At 73.9% G+C, this 17,467-nt stretch carries 18 protein-coding genes and 1 pseudogene; 13 read left to right on the forward strand and 6 right to left on the reverse strand.

Features of this window, described 5'->3' with window-relative positions:
* Window positions 1-3: 3 nt before the first annotated feature.
* Genes ACBR40_RS05080 through ACBR40_RS05095 form a run of 4 tightly spaced genes read right to left on the reverse strand, consistent with a single transcriptional unit; the run spans window position 4 to window position 2,612 of the window.
* Window positions 4-345, reverse strand: coding sequence for a hypothetical protein (locus ACBR40_RS05080; protein WP_371247619.1), 342 nt, complete (start codon window positions 343-345; stop codon window positions 4-6).
* Window positions 346-357: 12 nt separating this feature from the next.
* Window positions 358-990, reverse strand: coding sequence for a metalloregulator ArsR/SmtB family transcription factor (locus tag ACBR40_RS05085; RefSeq protein ID WP_344205225.1), 633 nt, complete (start codon window positions 988-990; stop codon window positions 358-360).
* The gene (locus ACBR40_RS05090) at window positions 990-1,484 is read right to left on the reverse strand and encodes a cupin domain-containing protein (RefSeq protein WP_344205224.1); all 495 of its coding nucleotides are present in this window, start codon (window positions 1,482-1,484) and stop codon (window positions 990-992) included. The genes ACBR40_RS05085 and ACBR40_RS05090 overlap by 1 nt, the downstream gene beginning before the upstream one ends.
* Before the next feature lie 39 nt (window positions 1,485-1,523).
* Window positions 1,524-2,612 (reverse strand): alcohol dehydrogenase catalytic domain-containing protein, encoded by a 1,089-nt coding sequence (locus ACBR40_RS05095; protein ID WP_371247620.1) that lies wholly within the window; start codon window positions 2,610-2,612, stop codon window positions 1,524-1,526.
* A 127-nt stretch (window positions 2,613-2,739) separates the two neighbouring features.
* On the opposite strand from ACBR40_RS05095, the gene ACBR40_RS05100 reads away from it, so the two are divergent.
* From ACBR40_RS05100 to ACBR40_RS05110, 3 genes are read left to right on the forward strand one after another with little or no spacing between them, the layout of a single operon-like run.
* Complete coding sequence (locus ACBR40_RS05100; RefSeq protein ID WP_344205222.1) at window positions 2,740-3,996, forward strand: ABC transporter substrate-binding protein; 1,257 nt, start codon at window positions 2,740-2,742, stop codon at window positions 3,994-3,996.
* Window positions 3,993-6,596: an ATP-binding cassette domain-containing protein gene (locus ACBR40_RS05105; protein ID WP_371247621.1), complete on the forward strand. Its 2,604-nt coding sequence runs from the start codon at window positions 3,993-3,995 to the stop codon at window positions 6,594-6,596. The genes ACBR40_RS05100 and ACBR40_RS05105 overlap by 4 nt, the downstream gene beginning before the upstream one ends.
* 2 nt (window positions 6,597-6,598) lie before the next feature.
* Complete coding sequence (locus ACBR40_RS05110; RefSeq protein WP_364450324.1) at window positions 6,599-7,339, forward strand: ABC transporter ATP-binding protein; 741 nt, start codon at window positions 6,599-6,601, stop codon at window positions 7,337-7,339.
* On the opposite strand, the gene ACBR40_RS05115 is transcribed toward ACBR40_RS05110, so the two are convergent.
* Window positions 7,327-8,070, reverse strand: coding sequence for a dienelactone hydrolase family protein (locus ACBR40_RS05115; protein ID WP_344205218.1), 744 nt, complete (start codon window positions 8,068-8,070; stop codon window positions 7,327-7,329). The two genes, ACBR40_RS05110 and ACBR40_RS05115, sit on opposite strands and share 13 nt — an antisense overlap.
* Before the next feature lie 69 nt (window positions 8,071-8,139).
* On the opposite strand from ACBR40_RS05115, the gene ACBR40_RS05120 reads away from it, so the two are divergent.
* From ACBR40_RS05120 to ACBR40_RS05150, 7 genes are read left to right on the forward strand one after another with little or no spacing between them, the layout of a single operon-like run.
* On the forward strand, window positions 8,140-9,105 hold the full coding sequence (locus tag ACBR40_RS05120) for an alpha/beta hydrolase (RefSeq protein WP_344205217.1): 966 nt from the start codon (window positions 8,140-8,142) through the stop codon (window positions 9,103-9,105).
* Between the two features lie 45 nt (window positions 9,106-9,150).
* A complete protein-coding gene (locus ACBR40_RS05125; RefSeq protein WP_371247622.1) occupies window positions 9,151-10,260 on the forward strand; it encodes an acyl-CoA dehydrogenase family protein in 1,110 nt (369 codons plus the stop codon).
* On the forward strand, window positions 10,257-11,201 hold the full coding sequence (locus ACBR40_RS05130; protein ID WP_371247623.1) for an acyl-CoA dehydrogenase family protein: 945 nt from the start codon (window positions 10,257-10,259) through the stop codon (window positions 11,199-11,201). The genes ACBR40_RS05125 and ACBR40_RS05130 overlap by 4 nt, the downstream gene beginning before the upstream one ends.
* Window positions 11,198-12,034, forward strand: coding sequence for a TIGR03619 family F420-dependent LLM class oxidoreductase (locus ACBR40_RS05135; RefSeq protein WP_364450335.1), 837 nt, complete (start codon window positions 11,198-11,200; stop codon window positions 12,032-12,034). Before ACBR40_RS05130 ends, ACBR40_RS05135 begins: the two co-directional genes overlap by 4 nt.
* A 14-nt stretch (window positions 12,035-12,048) precedes the next feature.
* Window positions 12,049-12,681: a TetR/AcrR family transcriptional regulator gene (locus ACBR40_RS05140; protein WP_371247624.1), complete on the forward strand. Its 633-nt coding sequence runs from the start codon at window positions 12,049-12,051 to the stop codon at window positions 12,679-12,681.
* Window positions 12,682-12,683: 2 nt separating this feature from the next.
* Window positions 12,684-13,124, forward strand: a complete 441-nt coding sequence (locus ACBR40_RS05145) for an acyl-CoA thioesterase (RefSeq protein ID WP_371247625.1) — start codon at window positions 12,684-12,686, stop codon at window positions 13,122-13,124.
* Window positions 13,118-13,498, forward strand: a complete 381-nt coding sequence (locus tag ACBR40_RS05150; protein WP_371247626.1) for a hypothetical protein — start codon at window positions 13,118-13,120, stop codon at window positions 13,496-13,498. The genes ACBR40_RS05145 and ACBR40_RS05150 overlap by 7 nt, the downstream gene beginning before the upstream one ends.
* Before the next feature lie 15 nt (window positions 13,499-13,513).
* Here ACBR40_RS05150 and ACBR40_RS05155 read toward each other — a convergent pair.
* Window positions 13,514-14,454, reverse strand: a protein-coding gene (locus ACBR40_RS05155) for an IS5 family transposase (protein ID WP_371247627.1) whose coding sequence is annotated in 2 segments (ribosomal slippage) — window positions 13,514-14,112 and window positions 14,112-14,454 — 942 coding nt in all. Because the reading frame shifts where the segments join, the coding sequence is not laid out codon by codon here.
* A gap of 67 nt (window positions 14,455-14,521) precedes the next feature.
* Here ACBR40_RS05155 and ACBR40_RS05160 point away from each other — a divergent pair.
* From ACBR40_RS05160 to abc-f, 3 genes and pseudogenes are all read left to right on the forward strand, one after another.
* Window positions 14,522-14,581: pseudogene (locus ACBR40_RS05160) on the forward strand (VOC family protein); the annotation flags it as partial.
* A 139-nt stretch (window positions 14,582-14,720) separates the two neighbouring features.
* On the forward strand, window positions 14,721-15,581 hold the full coding sequence (locus ACBR40_RS05165) for an SDR family oxidoreductase (protein ID WP_371247628.1): 861 nt from the start codon (window positions 14,721-14,723) through the stop codon (window positions 15,579-15,581).
* Window positions 15,582-15,628: 47 nt separating this feature from the next.
* Window positions 15,629-17,314 carry a ribosomal protection-like ABC-F family protein gene (gene abc-f, locus ACBR40_RS05170; RefSeq protein ID WP_371247629.1) on the forward strand — a complete coding sequence of 562 codons (1,686 nt, stop codon included), beginning with the start codon at window positions 15,629-15,631 and terminating at the stop codon, window positions 17,312-17,314.
* The last annotated feature ends 153 nt before the right edge of the window (window positions 17,315-17,467 follow it).

Raw genomic sequence — 17,467 nt, forward strand, 5'->3', positions numbered from 1 at the left:
GCGTCAGTCGGGGTCGTCGGTGTCGCAGGCGGGCACCCAGCCGGTGACGCCGGTGGCCAGGTTGCGGCCGTGGTGCCACAGGGTGCTCGCGAACGGGCCGCAGCGGTAGAGCTCGTGCTCCTCGGAACGGTGCAGGGCGAAGCTCTCGCCGGGCTGGCCGAGGCCGACCTGGCCGGAGCTCGCCGTCGGCTCGCTCCGGATGACGACGTCGGGCACGGCGAAGTCGTAGAGGCGGGCGGCGGAGACCGGGGCCGGGCCGCCCAGGGCGAGAGCCCCGAGCAGACCGGCCGTGGCGGTGCGGGTGACGCGCAGGCGCGCCTGCCCCTGTCGTGATCGTTTGGTCACTCGCAGTGAATATCACATTCCGCGCCGCCAGCCCAGGTAGCCGCCGTCCAGCGGGCGGGCGTCGAAGCCGTGCTCGCGCAGCACCCGTACGGCCTCGGGCGAGACCACGCAGTACGGCCCGCCGCAGTAGGCCACGATCGAGGCGTCGCGCGGCAGCTCGGCCAGCCGCTCGCGCAGCTCGGCCAGCGGCATCGAGACCGCCCCGGGGACGTGCCCGGCCGCGTAGTCGGCGGCCGGGCGCACGTCGAGGACGAGCGTGGCCGGGTCGGTCAGGCGGCCGGCCAGCTCGCCGGCGGTGACGCCCTCCATCGTGCCGAGCCGGTCGCGTACGGCGTCGCGCAGCCCCGCCAGCCGGTCGTGGGCGAAGCCCTGGAGCTCGCCGAGGAAGCGGGAGACCCGCTCGTCGGCGAGCCGGTAGTAGACCCGGGGGCCGTCCCTCCTGCTGGTCACCAGGTGGGCGGCGCGGAGCTGCTGGAGCTGCGCCGAGGTGTTCTTGAGCGCGACGCCGGCCGCCGCGGCGAGCTCCTCGACCGTGCGCTCGCGCTGGTCGAGCACGTCGAGCAGGCGCAGCCGCACCGGGCTCGCGAGCGCCTTGGAGACGCGGGCGAGCTGCTGGTAGATCGGCTCCTCGGGGAACTCCGGCATCAGACCATGTACTGGTCGTGCCGGAGGTAGAGCTCCGTCCACTCCTCGGGCGTGAGCTCCCGGCCGGTGTTGGCGATGTCGGCCAGCTCCTCGAAGTACGCCTCGCGGGGCGCGCCCGGCGTGAACAGGATCAGCATCGAGGCGGGCACGCCGGACTCGTTGCGGAAGGCGTGGATGCCGCCCTCCGGCACGAACAGGAAGTCGCCGGGGCGGCCCGTGGCCCACGTGTCGCCGTTGAACAGCTTGATCTCGCCGGACAGCACGTAGAACGACTCGGTGATCGTGCGGTGGAAGTGAGGGCTCGGGCCGGACGGGTTGGGGCCCATCTCCCAGCGGTAGAGGCCGAACGCGCCGCCGGTGGAGTCGCCGGTGCCGAGGTAGTGGACCTGGGTGCCGTTCTCGCCCATCCGGAGGTCGGGGGCGAGGTCGCCGGCCCGCAGGACGCCGCCGGTGGTGCCCTTCTCGCCTTCGTAACGGATCGGGGGGTAGGACATTCCGCCTCCTTCTAACGTTCTAAGGAAGCTTAGAATAGCCTAGAACGTGATGACCGTGCGCGCGACGGTCCCCTCCTGTACGTGGGCGACGGCGTCGTTGACCGCGTCGAGCGGGAGGCGTTCGGAGATCAGGCCGTCCAGGTCGAGGCGGCCCCGTTGATGGAGCCCTGCCAGCGTGGGCAGGTCGCGGTGCGGCGCGGCGTCGCCGCCCTGGGTGCCCATGAGGCGGCGGGAGGCGAACAGCAGCCCCGGGTCCAGCTCCACCGGAGGCCCGGCTGGCGGGCTGCCCACCATGACCGTCGTGCCGCCCTGCCTCGTGGCGGCGAACGCCTGTGCCAGCACGCCGGGGACGCCGGTCACGTCGAAGGCGTAGTCGGCGCCGCCGCGTACGAGCTCGCCCACCTGCCGGGGGAGGTCGGCGGCGAGCAGGGTGTGGGTGGCGCCGAAGCGCTCGGCCAGCTTGAGCTTGGGCTCGGCCACGTCCGCCGCGACGATCGTGGTCGCGCCCGCCAGCACCGCGCCCTGGACGACGTTGAGCCCCACGCCGCCGCAGCCCACGACCAGGACCGACGAGCCGGGCTCCACCCGGGCGACGTTGAGCACCGCGCCCACGCCGGTGACGACGCCGCAGGCCAGCAGGGCCAGGGCGGCGAAGTCGGCGGCGCCGTCGACCTTGACGCACATGGCCTCGGCGACGACCGCGTACTCGGCGAAGGAGCCGATGCCGATGAAGCGGCGGGTCTCCCGGCCGTCCAGCCGGACGCGGGGCGCGCCGCCCATGATCGCCTGCAGCCGGGCCGGGCCCGAGCACAGGTGGAAGCGTCCCGCGCCGCAGTGCCGGCAGCGCCCGCACGGGCCGTTCATGGCGATGACGACGGGGTCGCCCGGTTTGAGCCCCGTGACGCCCGCGCCGACGCTCTCCACCACGCCCGCGCTCTCGTGCCCGAGGATGAACGGCGGCTCGCGCACGACGGGGCTCTTGCCGTCGATGGCCTTGAGGTCGGAGCCGCACACGCCGGACGCCTTGATCCGTACGCGGACCTCGCCGGGACCGGGGTCGTCGATCTCCACCTCGCGGATCTCCATGGGAGCCTGGAACCCGGTCAGAACGGCCGCGCGCATCAGCATGCGCCTCACGCTAACCGGGCCGAGTAATTCGAGCAAGCGGTTGCTAGGTAGGCCGTTGACACCCTTTCCCGCCGAATTTACGCTCACCCCAAACCAAGCGAGCGCTAGGCCAAATCATGAGGTGACCATGATCGCACGGCGGGGTGTGACGGCGGTGCTCCTACCGGTGCTGCTGGCGGCGGCAGCAGGCTGCGCCGCCCAGCAGAAGGGCGCACCCCGGCAGGAGGGCGGCGCCGCGCCGGGCGTCACCGGCACGACGGTCAAGGTCGGCGGCGTGCTCACCAAGACCAGCGCCAGCGGCTACTCCACCAAGGACGCCGAGATCGGCGCGAAGGCCCGCTTCGAACGGGCCAACGCCGAGGGCGGCGTGCACGGCAGGACGATCGAGTTCATCGGCGCGGAGGACGACGCCCAGGACGCGGCCAAGGGCGACGCCGCCGCCAAGAAGCTCGTGCAGAAGGACCAGGTCTTTGCCCTGGTGCCGGTGCACGCGCCCAACTTCGGCGGCGCGGCCTTCCTGGAGCAGCAGGGCGTGCCGTGGTTCGGCTGGGCCACCGGGCCGCAGTGGTGCGGCACCAGGACCGGCTTCGGCTACAACGGCTGCCTGGCCCCCAAGCAGGGCGACGGCTCCCAGACCTGGTGGGGCCGGCAGATGGCCGAGCTGCTCGGCGGCGCCGAGGGCAAGAGCGTCTACGTCCAGACCAGCGACTCCAGCGGCAGCAAGTACGGCGGCACCACCATCTCCCAGTCCTTCACCGCCGCGGGCTTCGAGCTGGCCGGGGTCGACTCGGGGCTGCCCGCCGCCGCGCCGCCCCCCGACTGGCTCCCGTACGTCAACAAGATCATGACCTCCGACGACGGCGGCCCGCCCGACGTGGTGGTCTCGGTGATCGCCGGCACCAAGTTCAACGTCGGCCTGTACGGCGCGCTCAAGCGGGCCGGATACAAGGGCACGCTCACCGACGCCACCAGCTACGACGTCGCCATACTCAAGGACCCGGCCAGCGCCAGGGCGCTCGACGGCGTGATCGCCGCCCCGATGTTCGAGCCCTTCGAGTCCACCGCCCCCGAGATCGCCCGGCTGAAGCAGGACGTCGAGAAGGTCGCCCCCGGCACCCCGCTCACCCAGCACCTGGCCATCGGCTACTGGGCCGCCGACATCTTCCTCGACCTGCTCGGCAAGACCGGCAAGGACCTCACCAGGGAGAGGTTCCTCGACACGGCCAACGGCTCCTACCTGTACGAGAACCCGGGCTTCGGCCGGATCGAGTACCCCAAGGACCACACCGAGCCGAACGGCTGCGGCGCCCTGGTCAAGCTGGAGGGCGGCGCCTTCCAGGTGGCCAAGAGCATGAAGTGCTTCGACAACGTCCCGCTCAAATGATCGTCGGATACGTCCTCAGCGGCCTGGTCACCGGCGGCATCTTCGCGATCATGGGAGCGGGGCTGACGCTCTCCTACGCCGCGACCGGGGTGTTCAACTTCGCCCACGGGGCGCTCGGCTTCCTGGCCGCGCTGCTGTTCCACGAGCTCAACGCCGCCGCCGGGCTGCCCGCCTGGCTCTCGGCGCTGCTCGCGGCCGGGGTGTTCGCGCCCGCGCTCGGCTACGTGCTGCACAAGGCCATGTTCAGGGGCCTCGCCAGGGCCGGGGAGACCGCGCAGATCGTCGCCACCATCGGGCTGACGATCGCGCTGCCCGCACTCGGCCTGCTCGTCGTGGACCTGGCCGGGCTGCCGCCCGCCGACGCCACCTCGCTGCCGCGCGGCGTCGGCCCGCACCCGTCCGTGCCCGTCGGCGTGCTGGGGGTCACGCTCGACACCGACCAGCTCATCACGTTCGGCTTCGCCGTGGTCACCGCGATCGGGCTGTGGGCGTTCCTGCGGCACACCCCGTACGGGCTGCGCATGCGCGCCTGCGTGGACCGGCGGGACCTGGCGGCGCTGCGCGGCATCGACCCGGACGGGACCTCCGCGCTGGCCTGGATGCTCGGCTCGGGCCTCGCCGGGCTGGCCGGGGTGCTGGCCGTGGCGGTGCTCGGGCTGGACGCGACCGCGTACACGGTGCTGCTGTTCGCCTCGGCCACGGCGGCGGTGTTCGGGCGGCTGCGCTCGATCCCGTGGACGTTCGCCGCCGGGCTCGCCCTCGGCGTCGTGCAGAACCTGGTCGCCGGGTACACCGGCTTCCTCCAGGAGGTCACCGGGCTGCGCACCGCCGTGCCGGTCATCCTGCTGTTCGCCGGGCTGGTGCTGCTCAACCGCTCGCGCGAGCGGGTCGCGGGCAGCGCCGCCGAGGACGCCCCGCCGCCGGACCACCTGGCCGGGCTGCCGCCGTGGCGCCGCCGCCTGCCGTGGGCGGCCGGGCTGGCCGCGCTGGCCGTCTTCGCGCTCGCCGCGCCCCCGTACTACGTGGGCGTGGCCGCGCAGGGGCTGGTGCTCGCGCTGATCTTCTGCTCGTTCGTCGTGGTCACCGGGATCGGCGGCATGGTGAACCTGGCGCAGGCCGCCTTCGCCGCGATGGCCGCGCTCACCTGCGGCTGGGCGTTCGCCTCCGGGCTGCCGTTCGCCGCCGCGATCGGGCTGGGCGTGCTCGCGGCGGCGGCCGCCGGGCTGCTCGTGGCGCTGCCCGCGCTGCGTCTCGGCGGGCGGGTGCTGACGCTGGCCACGCTCGCCCTCGCGCTCCTCGCCGACCAGGTGCTCTTCCAGGTGGACGCCTTCAGCAACGGCACCATCGGCTGGCCGCTGCCCGCGCTCGGGCTGGGCCTCGCCGACACCTCCGACCCCCGGGTGCTGGTCGCGGTGCTGCTCGTGCTCATCGGCGGCGTCGCGGTGCTGGTGCGCAACCTGGAACGGTCGGCGTCCGGGCGGGCCATCCTCGCCGTGCGCTCGGCCCCGGCCGCCGCCCTCACCTGCGGGCTGTCGCCGACCCGCGCCAAGATCACGCTGTTCGTGCTGGCGTCGGCGATCGCCGGGCTCGGCGGGGTGCTGTACGCGGTCGCGAAGGGCTCGATCACCGCCACCGACCTGCCCGCCTTCTCCGGGTTCGTCTGGCTGGCGATCGTGGTGCTCCAGGGCGTGCGCCGGATCGGCGGCGCGGTGCTCGGCGGGCTCGTCGCGGTCGCCGTGCCCGAGCTGCTGGCCACCTGGGACATCTCCGCGCACGTCGGGGCGATCCTGTTCGGCCTCGGCGGCATGATCCTGGCCAAACACCCGGACGGCGTGCTCACCCAGCTCGCCGAGCTGCGCCACCGGAAGCCGCCGCCTGCGGAACCGGTCACCGGCCCACCGGTGTCGTCGCCGGTCGAGGGCGCGGTCTTCCGGCTGGAGGGCGTCGCCGCCGGGTACGCCGATTCCCCCGTCCTGCGCGGCGTGGACCTCGCCGTCCGCCCCGGCGAGGTCGTCGCGCTGCTCGGCGCGAACGGCGCGGGCAAGTCCACCGCCTGCGCCGTGGCCGCCGGAGACCTGCCGGTCACCGGCGGCCGGATCCTGCTCGACGGCGTGGACGTCACCTCCTGGCCCGCCCACCGCCGCGCCAGGGCCGGAATCCTGCTGGCCCCCGAGGGGCGCGGCGTCTTCCCCGGCCTCACCGTCGAGGAGAACCTGCGCACCTGGCTGCCCGACCCCCGGCCCGTCTACGAGCGGTTGCCGCGCCTCGCCGAGCGCCGCGACGTCCTCGCCGGCGCCCTCTCCGGCGGCGAGCAGCAGCTCCTCACGCTCGCCCCGGCGCTGGTCCGCCCGCCCCGCGTGCTCATCGCCGACGAGCCGTCGCTCGGGCTCGCGCCGCTGCTCGTCCGGCAGGTCTTCGAGGTCTTCGCCGAGCTGCGCGAGCGCGGGGTGGCACTGCTGCTGGTCGAGGAGAAGGCGACCGAGGCGCTGGCGCTCGCCGACCGGGTGGCGTTCATGCGGCTCGGCCGGATCACCTGGGCGGGTCCGCGGTCGGAGGTCGACGGCGACCGGCTCACGGCCGCGTACCTGGGGGTGGGCTGACGGTGCTGGCGATCGAGGGGGTCTCGGTGGCGTTCGGCGGGGTCCGGGCGCTGGAGGAAGTGTCGTTCGAGGTGCCCGAGGGCCAGGTGTGCGGGGTGATCGGGCCGAACGGCGCGGGCAAGACCACGCTGTTCGACGTGGTGTCCGGGCTGCGGCGGCCCGACGCGGGCCGGGTCCGGCTGCGCGGGCGCGACCTGACCGGGACGTCGCCGGCCGCGCGGGCCAGGGCGGGGGTGCGCCGCACGTTCCAGCGCACCCAGGTCTTCGGCCGGCTCACCGTGGCCGACAACGTGCTGGCCGCGCTGGATTGGCACGGGGGTGGAGGCGGGCTCGTCGCCGACCTCGCCGGCTGGCCGGGACGGCGGCGGCGCGAGCGGGAGCGGCGCGAGCGCGTGGCCGAGGTGCTGGAGCTGTGCGGGCTCACGCCGCTGCGCGAGGCGTACGCCGCCGCGCTGCCCGTCGGCCGGCGCCGGCTCGTCGAGCTGGCCAGGGCGCTCGCCGACCGGCCCGCGCTGCTGCTGCTCGACGAGCCCACCTCAGGGCTCGACGCCGCACAGACCGCCCGGCTCGCCGAGGTCGTCCGGGCGCTGGAGACGACCGTGCTGCTGGTCGAGCACGACATGGGCTTCGTCATGGACGTCTGCGACCACGTCGTGGTGCTCGACCTCGGCCGGGTCATCGCGGCCGGTGCCCCGGCCGCGGTGCGGGAGGACCCGGTGGTCCGCGCCGCCTACCTGGGCTGAGCGTGCCGCTCGGTGAAGGACAGGATCCGCCGCCAGGCGTCCTGGCAGGCGCTCTCCCACTCCTTGTACGAGCGGTCGAAGAACGAGTGCGGTGCGCCCTCGTACACGTGCTCCTCGTACGGGGTGCCGACGCGCTCCAGCGCCGCCTCGTACGCCGCGAACTGCTCCGGCGTGGAGACCGTGTCCGCGCCGCCCCGCAGCAGCAGCACCGGCGCGCCGGGACCGGTCTCCGGCGCCTGAATGGCCCGCAGCGCGCCGTAGAAGCCGATGCCGCCGGCGATCCCGTTGGTGCCCTCGTGGGCCTGCCGCCAGGAGTGCGCGCCGCCCATGCAGAAGCCGACCGTGAAGACCGGGCCGGGCAGCGCGTCGGTGGCGGCGCGCACGTCGGCGCGGATGCCGTCGGCGTCGAGCTGCTTGACGTGCGTCATGAAGTCGAAGTCGTCGCCGCGGTCGCCGATGCCCGCGGTGCGGCCGAAGTAGTCGATCGCGATCGTACGGAAGCCCGCCTCGGCGAAGCGCAGCGCGAGGTCGCGGTAGAACGGGTGCAGCCCGCGCACGTCCGGCATGATCACGACGCTGCGGCCGTTCGGCTCGGCGGGCTCGGCCCTGAAGGCCATGAAGCGGTTGCCGTCGGCCGCGGTCAGCTCGAACTGCTCGTGCGAGGCCACCTCTCCCTGGACGGGCGGAGCGGGCGGCCTGCTGTCGGTGGAATGGCACATGTCCGCCAGCATGCCGCCAAGGATCACGGATATCCACCTGCGGAGGAGTACCGCCCGGCGTGGCGTGGAAGGGTCACTGACATGACCTACCACCCCAATCTCGATCCCGAGCTGCGCGCCGCGATCGAGGCGGCCCCTATGCCCGTCGTCGACCTCGCGGCCATGACGCTGGAGGATCTGCGGGCGCGGCGCGCGGAGGCCGACGCGTTCGTGGCCGCCGTGCCACGGCCGGAGACCGGCGTGACCATCGAGGACCGGCACGTCCCCGGGCCGGACGACGCGCCCGAGGTGCGGGTGCGGATCTACCGCCCGGCGGGCGGCGGCGGGGAGCGGCCGGGCCTCTACTGGATCCACGGCGGCGGCATGATCATGGGCAGTCCCGAGTTCGACGACGCGATGATGATCGACTACGTGGAGCGGCTGGGGCTGGTCGCGGTCTCCGTGGACTACCGGCTGGCTCCGGAGCACCCGCACCCCGCGCCGGTCGAGGACTGCTACGCGGGGCTGGTGTGGACCGCCAAGTCCGCCGCCGAGCTGGGCATCGACCCGGCCAGGCTGGCGGTGGGCGGGGCCAGCGCGGGCGGCGGGCTCGCGGCGGCGACCGTGCTGCTGGCCCGCGACCGCGGCGGCCCCGACGTGGCCTTCCAGCTCCTGCTCTGCCCGATGCTGGACGACCGCGACGCCACGCACTCCAGCGAGCAGCACGCCGACGCCGTGGTCTGGAACAGGTCCGCGAACCGCTACGGGTGGCGGGCGCTGCTCGGCGAGCGGGCCGGCGGGCCCGACGTGTCCCCGTACGCGGCCCCGGCGCGGGCCGAGGACCTGTCGGGGCTGCCGCCGGCGTTCATCGACGTGGGCGAGGTGGAGGTGTTCCGCGACGAGGACATGGACTACGCCGTGCGGCTCGCACGGGCCGGGGTGTCGACCGAGTTCCACCTGTATCCGGGGGCCTTCCACGGGTTCGACATGATGGTGCCGGGCGCGGCGCTGAGCCTCCGGGCGCGGGAGGCCAGGATCGCGGCGTTGCGGCGGGCGTACGGGGTCTGACCGGGAGGCTGGGCAACCAACCAAGCGTGCGCTAGGTTGGTTGTCGTGGATCTCGACTTCTCCCCGGCCGAGCGGGACTTCCGCGCCGAGGTTCGCGACTGGCTGAGCGCCAACGTCCCCGATCCGCCGCTGCCGTCCATGGACACCGCCGAGGGCTTCCAGGCACACCGCGCGTGGGAGGCGCGGCTCGCCGCGGCCCGGCTCTCGGTGGTCTCCTGGCCCGAGGAGTACGGCGGCCGCGGCGCCTCCCTCATCGACTGGCTGATCTTCGAGGAGGAGTACTGGGCCGCCGGAGCCCCCGCCCGCGTCACCCAGAACGGCATCTTCCTGCTGGCCCCGTGCCTCATGCGGTTCGGCACCCCCGAACAGCGCGCCCGCTGGCTGCCGCGCATGGCCGGTGGCGCGGACGTCTGGGCGCAGGCGTGGTCGGAGCCGGAGGCGGGCAGCGACCTCGCCGCGCTCACCTCCCGCGCCGAGCCCGACCCCGGCGGCGGCTGGCGGCTGTACGGGCACAAGACGTGGAGCTCGCGGGCCGCCCACGCCACCCACGGCTTCGGCCTCTTCCGCACCTCGGGGGCGCGGCACAAGGGCCTGACCTACTTCATGTTCCCCCTGGACGAGGTCGCGGTCCGCCCCGTCGCGCAGCTCGACGGGCTGCCCGGCTTCGCCGAGCTGCACTTCGACGGCGTACGGGTCGAGGAGTCGATGGTGCTCGGCGAGGCCGGGCAGGGCTGGTCCATCGCCATGGCCACCACCTCCTCCGAACGCGGCCTCACGCTCCGCAGCCCCGGACGTTTCCTCGCCACCGCCGACCGGCTCCTCGCGCTGGCCCGCGTGTCGGGGGACCCGGCGGCGGCCGACCGGGCGGCGCGGTGCTGGACGGAGGCGGAGGCGTACCGGCTGCACACGTACGCGACCGCGCGCCGCATCATGGCGGGCGAGGAGGCCGGGGCGGCCACCAGCCTGGGCAAGATCTTCTGGTCGGAGCTGGACCTGCGCATGCACGCCCTCGCCCTGGAGCTGCTGGGCGAGCGGGCCGGGGAGACGCCCTGGCTGGACGGCTTCCTGTTCGCGCTGGCCGGGCCCATCTACGCGGGCACGAACGAGATCCAGCGCACCATCGTCGCCGAACGCGTCCTGGGGCTGCCACGATGAACTTCGCCTTCACCGACGAGCAGCTCGCTTTCGGCGCGGCCGTCCGCGACGTGCTCGGGGACGCCTGCCCGCCGGCCGCGCTGCGCGCCGAGCGGCGGCCCGGCTGGCGGCGGCTCGCCGAGCTGGGCCTCTTCGCCGCGCTGGTGCCGCCGGAGCACGACGGGCTCGGGCTCGGGCTGACCGACGTGCTGCCCGCGCTGGAGGAGACCGGGCGGGCCTGCCTGCCGGGGCCGGTCGCGGAGACCGTCGTGGCCGCGCCGCTGCTGCCCAAGGCCGCCGGCGGCGAGCCGTGCGTGAGCGTGGTCGCTCCCGGGCAGGCGTACGCGGCGGACGCCGACGTCGCGGGCCTCCTCGTGGTGCTCCGCCCGGACGGGTCCCGGCTGGTCGAGGCGGCCGAGATCACTCCCAGACCGGGGATCGATCCCTGCCGGCCGCTGTTCGCCGTCGCCTACGACGCGTACGAGCCGCTGGAGGCCCCGGCCGAACCCGTGCTGCACCGGCTCGCCGTGGCGACCGCCGCGCAGCTCGTCGGCGTGGCCAGGGAGCTGCTGGCGCGCTCCGTGGCCTACGCCCGGGTGAGGACGCAGTTCGGCGCGCCCATCGGGTCCTTCCAGGCGGTCAAGCACCGGCTCGCCGACGTGGCGGTGGCCGTGGAGTTCGCCGCGCCGCTCGTGTGGCGGGCCGCACTCGCGCTGGACGCCGGAGCGCCGGCCGCCGGCAGGGACGCGAGCGCCGCCAAGGCCGCCGCCGGTGAGGCCGCCGCGCTCGCCGCCGGCTCCGCGCTCCAGGTGCACGGGGCCGTCGGCTACACCGACGAGCTGGACCTGCGGTTCTGGCTGGCCCGCGCCTGGTCGCTCGGGGCGGCGTACGGGACCAGCGCCGTCCACCGCGCCCGCCTGCGGGCCGCGCTGCTCGGCGGCGACGCGCGGAGGTGGCCGTGAAGTTCGGGGTGCCGCTCGGGCTGCTGCATCCGGCCGCGTGGAAGGACGTCGCGGTGGCGGCCGACGAGCTGGGGTTCGAGTCGGTGTGGCTGCCCGAGCACCTGGTGTTCGCCACGGACCTGTCGCTCGCCCGCTACCCGGGCGGCGCCGACCCGGGGATCAGGCCGGAGACGCCGCTGTTCGACGCGCCCGCGTACCTCTGCTGGCTGGCCGCGCACACCAGCCGGGTGCTGCTCGGCACCGCCGTGCAGCTCCTCGCCCTGCGCCACCCCTTCGTGTCGGCGCGCGCCTTCGCCACGCTGGACGTGGTCTCGGGCGGGCGGGCCGTGTGCGGAGTGGGGGCCGGCTGGTACCGGGGGGAGTGGGACGCGGCCGGGATCCCGTTCGAGACGCGCGGGGCGCGGCTGGACGAGGCCGTCGCGGTCGTACGGCGGCTGTGGACCGAGCCGGTGGTCGCCCACTCCGGCAGGTTCTACTCCTTCCCGGAGGTCGCCTTCGAGCCCAAACCGGTGCAGCGGCGGCTGCCGGTGCTCGCGGGCGGCGAGTCGGCGGCGGCGCTGCGCCGGGCGGCGCGGCTCTGCGACGGGTGGATCAGCATGCCGCACACCCTCGACTCCATCAGGCCGCAGCTCGACCGGCTGGGGGGCGGGGTGCCGGTGACGGCGCACGCGTACGCGCTGGGCTCGCCCGAGGAGGTCCCGGCGTGGGCGGCGCTGGGCGTGGAGCGGCTGATCGTCCGGCCGTGGACGCGCGGCCGCGACGCGGTCGCCGCGCTGACCGCCTTCGCGGCGCGGTACGGGGTCGGCCGAGATATACAAACGATCGGTCGTTAATGTAGTTTGTGTTCATGACACAAGACGGCCGGCGGCTGCGCGGGTTGCGCAGCCGCGAGGCGATCCTGGAGCAGGCGGTGAGCCTGGCCTCCGTCGAAGGGCTGGACGGGCTGTCCCTGGGGCGACTGGCGGCGGCGACCGGCACCAGCAAGTCCGGATTTTTCGCCCATTGGCGCGACAAGGAGCAGCTGCAGCTCGACGCCGTGGAATGGGCCGCCCGCCAGTGGACCGAGCAGATCGTGGCGCCCGCCCTGCGGGCCCCGGCCGGGGTGCGGCGGCTGTTCGCGCTGCACGAGGCTCGGCTGCGGTTCTACGGCGAGGGCGTGCTTCCCGGCGGATGCTTCTTCTTCACCGTCCAGGCCGAGTTCGACGACCGTCCGGGCGCGTTGCGCGACCGCGTCGCGCGGGCCATGAACGACTGGCAGGAGTTCATCCGGCGGCAGGTGGCCGAGGCCGTGGCGATGGGCGAGCTCGTGGAGAGCGTGGACGCCGCCCAGCTCGCGTACGAGATCGACGCGCTCGGCGAGATGGTGATCATCCACTCCCGTCTGCTCGACGGGCCGGCCTCCCTCGTCCACGCCCGCCGCGCCGTGCTGCAACGCCTGCGCGCCCTCTGCCCCGACCCGACGCTTCTCCCGGAGGACTGACCATGACCGAAGACGGCGTGCACGAGCCGGTCCAGGTGCATTTCGACGACCTCGACGCCATGGGCCTGCTGCACAACTCCCGGTACGCCCTGCTGGTCGAGCGGGCGATCAGCGCGTACTGGCAGCGCCTGGGCTGGGCCCCCGACCTGGCCGGGTCGGCGTTCAAGGACGTCTTCCTGGCCGTGCGCGAGTTCAAGGTGACCTACCACGTGCCCATCGCGGGGCCGGGGGAGCCGCTGGTGCACTTCTGGATCGAGCGCCTGGGCCGCACCAGCGGCGTCTACGGCTTCCGCGTGCTTTCGGCCGATCGCGCGGTGGTGCACGCCGAGGGCTATCGCGTCAACGTCAACCTGGACCCGGCCACCCTGCGGCCCGCGCCGTTCAGCGACGAGCTGCGCACCGCCGCCGAACCCCTGCTCCGGCGGGCGGCGGCGGCGTGCTGACGTCCCGCTGGATCGCCGGGCCCGCGGACGGCCTGCCGGGCCCGCTGGTCGCCACCCTGACGGACTACCGCACGCACCGGCTCCTCGACCTGCCCGGCATCGCCAGGCACGGTCTGTCGCTGAGCCGCCTATGGCCGACGCTGCCCGGCGCGGTGGGCATGTGGCTCTGGGCGGACGTCGGCGCCCGCCGGGCCGGCTCGCTGTCGGTGTGGCGTACGGAGGACGATCTGCACGCGTTCGTACGGGTGCCGGCGCACGTGCGGATCATGCGCGCGTACCGCCACCGGGGCACGCTGCGGTCCCGCACCTGGCGGCTCGACACGCTGGACCGAGCCGCCCTGCGGCGGGACCTTGAGACGGGCAGAGCCGCCTAGGAGCTGTTTCTTGGATCAGGTTCGGAGCCAGATGACCAGCGCGGCCAGGGTGACGGTACCGAGGAAGATGTAGGCGCGTTTGTCGTAGCGGGTGGCCACAGCGCGGAAGTTCTTCAGCCGGTTGATCGCCCGTTCGACGACGTTGCGTGCCTTGTAGCGCTCGGCGTCGAAGCCGGTGGGCCGTCCGCCGTTCGAGCCTCGCCGGCGGCGGTTGGCGCGCTGGTCGCGGGGTTCGGGAATGGTGTGGCGGATCTTGCGGCGGCGTAGGTGGGCGCGGTTGGCGCGGGAGGAGTAGGCCTTGTCCGCAGCCAGGCTGTCAGGCCGGGTGCGCGGGCGTCCCGGCCCGAGTCGGGGGACGCGGATGGCGCCCAGCACTGGCCGGAACTGAGGACTGTCGCCGTACTGGCCCGGCGTCAGCACCAGTGACAACACCCGGCAGCGGCCGTCGGCCGACAGATGGAGCTTGGTGGTGAACCCGCCCCGGGATCGGCCTAGGCACTCCCCAGTCTGACCACCTCCGCCAGCCGGGCGGCCAGCGCGGCCAGCACCGGATCGCCCCGCTTTGTCCCGGCGGTGTCCCCCTTTTCCGGCCCGCGTGCTGCCGGCGGAGGGGGCGTGCGGGGCGCACCGGCGGCGTGCTGGTGCGCCCGGACGGTGGTGGAATCCACGGAGATGTCCCAGTCCAGCCGGCCTTCGGCGTCCTGCTGGGCCTGGATCGCGGTCAGCAGCATCTGCCAGGTTCCATCGGCCGACCAGCGGCGGTGCCGCTTGTAGACCGTGATCCAGGAGCCGAATCGTTCAGGCAGGTCCCGCCAGGGCAGCCCGGTGCGGGCGCGGTACAGCACGCCGTTGATCGTCCTGCGGTGGTCATTCCACCGGCCGCCCTGTTGTCCGCCCGCGGGCAGGAGTGGCTGGAGCCGTTCCCACTCAGCGTTCGTTAAGTCACCTCGACCCATGCACCAATCGTGACCCCATTACCACGATCAGTCAGCAGATCTAAGAAACAGCCCCTAGGGGGACGTCCCGTGGTGGGTGCTGGCCGACCCGGAGGGCAACGAGTTCTGCGTCCTGCGCCCGGTCTGACGCCGCAGCCGACGGGACCGGCGCGAAACCAGACGAGACGGACCGTATTGACGTGACGGAGGAGAGCCGATACCTTCACAGCATCAAGGCGAGACGAACCGTCTCGTGTTGTGAACCACCGACCAATCGGAGATCGCGTATGCGCACCCCGGAAACCACCGCCCCCCGCACCTGGTTCATCACCGGCGCCGGTCGCGGCCTCGGCCGCGCGTTCGCCCTCGCCGCGCTGGAGCGCGGCGACCGGGTGGCCGCCGCCGCCCGCACCGTCACCCTGGAGGACTTCCCCAGCCAGTACGCCGACCGCCTGCTCGTCCTCCCCCTGGACGTGACCGACCGCGCCGCCGTGTTCGCCGCCGTGGACACCGCCGCCGAGCACTTCGGCCGGCTCGACATCGTGGTCAACAACGCCGGCACCATGTCCTCGGGCATGATCGAGGAATTCACCGAGGCCGAGGCCCGCGCCCAGCTCGACGTCAACTTCTTCGGCGCGATGTGGGTCTGCCAGGCCGTCCTGCCGCACCTGCGCGCCCAGCGGTCCGGCCACATCGTGCAGGTCTCCAGCATCGCCGCGCTCGGCGGCTTCCCCAGCACCGGCATGTACAGCGCGAGCAAGTTCGCGCTGGAGGGCATGAGCGAGTCGCTGGCGATGGAGGCCGCGTCGTTCGGCGTCAAGCTCAGCATCGTCCAGCCCGGCGGCTACTGGACCGACCTCTACACCAGCATGACCATGGCCACGCCGAAGGAGGAGTACGCATCCCTGCGCGCCGAGCTGGAGAAGCAGTGGGCCGAGGGCTCGGTCGACAGCGAGCCGCGCCTGGCCGCCGAGGCGCTGCTGAAGCTGGTCGACAGCGACGACCCGCCGCTGCGGCTGCTGCTCGGCAGCATGGTGTACGACCTGGCCTTCGACATCTCCCGGCAGCGGATGGCGACCTGGGCCGCCTGGGAGCAGGTCAGCCGCGACGCCGAGCACGCCGTTCCCGCCCCGGGGAGCGGCCGTTGACGCACCCGCCACGCCCTCGGCCGTACCGACACCAGGAGGACGCTCATATGCGCATCGGTCATCCCTCGCCCGGCACCCAGCTCGCCCTGTCCGGCGTCACCGCGCGCTATGACGACGAGGTGGTGCTGAACGATGTCTCGCTGACCGTCAAGCCCGGCGAGAAGGTCGGCGTGATCGGCGACAACGGCTCCGGCAAGTCCACGCTCCTGCGCCTGCTCGCCGGCCGCCGCCGCCCCGACAACGGCTCCGTCACCGTCACGGCGCCCGGCGGCATCGGCTATCTGGCCCAGACGCTGGATCTGCCCATGACCGCCCTGGCCGGCGACGCCATCGACGTGGCGCTGGCGGACCTGCGTGACCTGGAGCATCGCATACGGCGGGCCGAGCTCGGCCTGGACGATGCCACGCCCGCCGAGCTGGCCCACTACGCCGACCTGGTCGCACGGTTCGAGGCCCGTGAGGGATACCAGGCCGACACGCGGGTCGAGATCGCGCTGGCCGCCCTCGGCCTGCCCGGCCTCGACCGTGACCTTCCGCTGAACCTGCTGTCGGGCGGGCAGCGGGCCAGACTCGCGCTGGCCGCGACCTTGGCCGCGGCTCCCGAGGTGCTGTTCCTGGACGAGCCCACCAACGACCTCGACGACCAGGCCATCACCTGGCTGGAGAACCACCTGCGCGCCCATCGGGGCACCCTGGTCGTCGTCACCCACGACCGGCTCTTCCTGGAGCGGGTCACCTCCACCATCCTGGAGGTGGACCACGATCTGCGCACCGTGCGCCGTCACGGCGACGGCTACCGCGGGTTCCTGGCGGCCAAAGCGGCGGCGAGGGCCCGGTGGGCGCGAGAGCACGAGGAGTGGCGCGCCGAGGTCAGGCGTCAGGAGGAGCTGGCCGACTCCCACGCGAGACGGCTGGCCGGCATCCCGCGCAAGGCGCCGGCCGCCTTCAGCGGCGCGGGCGCCTTCCGCGCCAGGTCGCGGGCGCACGGGGCGATGAGCAGGGTCCGCGGTGCCAGGGAACGGCTGCGCCAGCTCCACCTGCACCGTGTTCCGCCACCTCCGCGGCCCTTGCGGTTCACCGCCCCCCTCGCCACCGCCGGCGTCGGTGACCTCCTCGTGGAGCTGACCGATGTGCGGGTCGGCGAGCGCCTGCACCTCGAGTCGCTGCGCCTGCGACCAGGGGCGCGCCTCCTGGTCACCGGCCCGAACGGAGCCGGCAAGACCACGCTCCTCCGCGTTCTCGCCGGCGAGCTCGCGCCCGACAGCGGCACCGTCCGCAACGCCTCCCGCGTGGGTCACCTGCGTCAGCACGGCGACCTGGCGCACGAGGGAGGCACGCTCCTGGAGGCGTTCGCGGCGGGCCGCCCCGGACATCCGGCCGAACACGCCGACGCGCTGCTCGCGTTGGGGCTCTTCCACGCCGCCCAGCTCGCCTCGCCGGTCTCCACCCTCTCTCCCGGCCTGCGCCGCCGGCTCGAACTCGCCCGCATGGTCAGCCGACCGGCTGACCTGCTGCTCCTGGACGAACCCACCAACCACCTGTCCCCTGACCTGATGGACGACCTGGAGGAGGCCCTGGCCGCTTACGAGGGCGCGCTCGTCATCGTCACCCATGACCGGCGCGTGCGGGCCAGGTTCACCGGCTCTCACCTGGAGCTCAGGGCGGGCAGGGCAGAGCGGCCCGGTCGTCGGCCTCGCCCAGCTGCTGTTCCAGCCGCTCCAGGCCGCCCCTGATGAGCCGCCCGTAGTCGTCGTCGCCGAGCCTGCCGATCTCGGCCCGGGCCTGCCGCAGATGCTCGCGGGCGCGGTCGAGATCGCCCAGCTTGCGGTAGCACTCGGTGAGGTTGAAGTGCAGCGACGGATAAAGGCCGGCACCGAGAGCGCGAC

This window comes from Nonomuraea sp. AD125B (assembly GCF_041402765.1).
Lineage (GTDB): Bacteria > Actinomycetota > Actinomycetes > Streptosporangiales > Streptosporangiaceae > Nonomuraea > Nonomuraea bangladeshensis.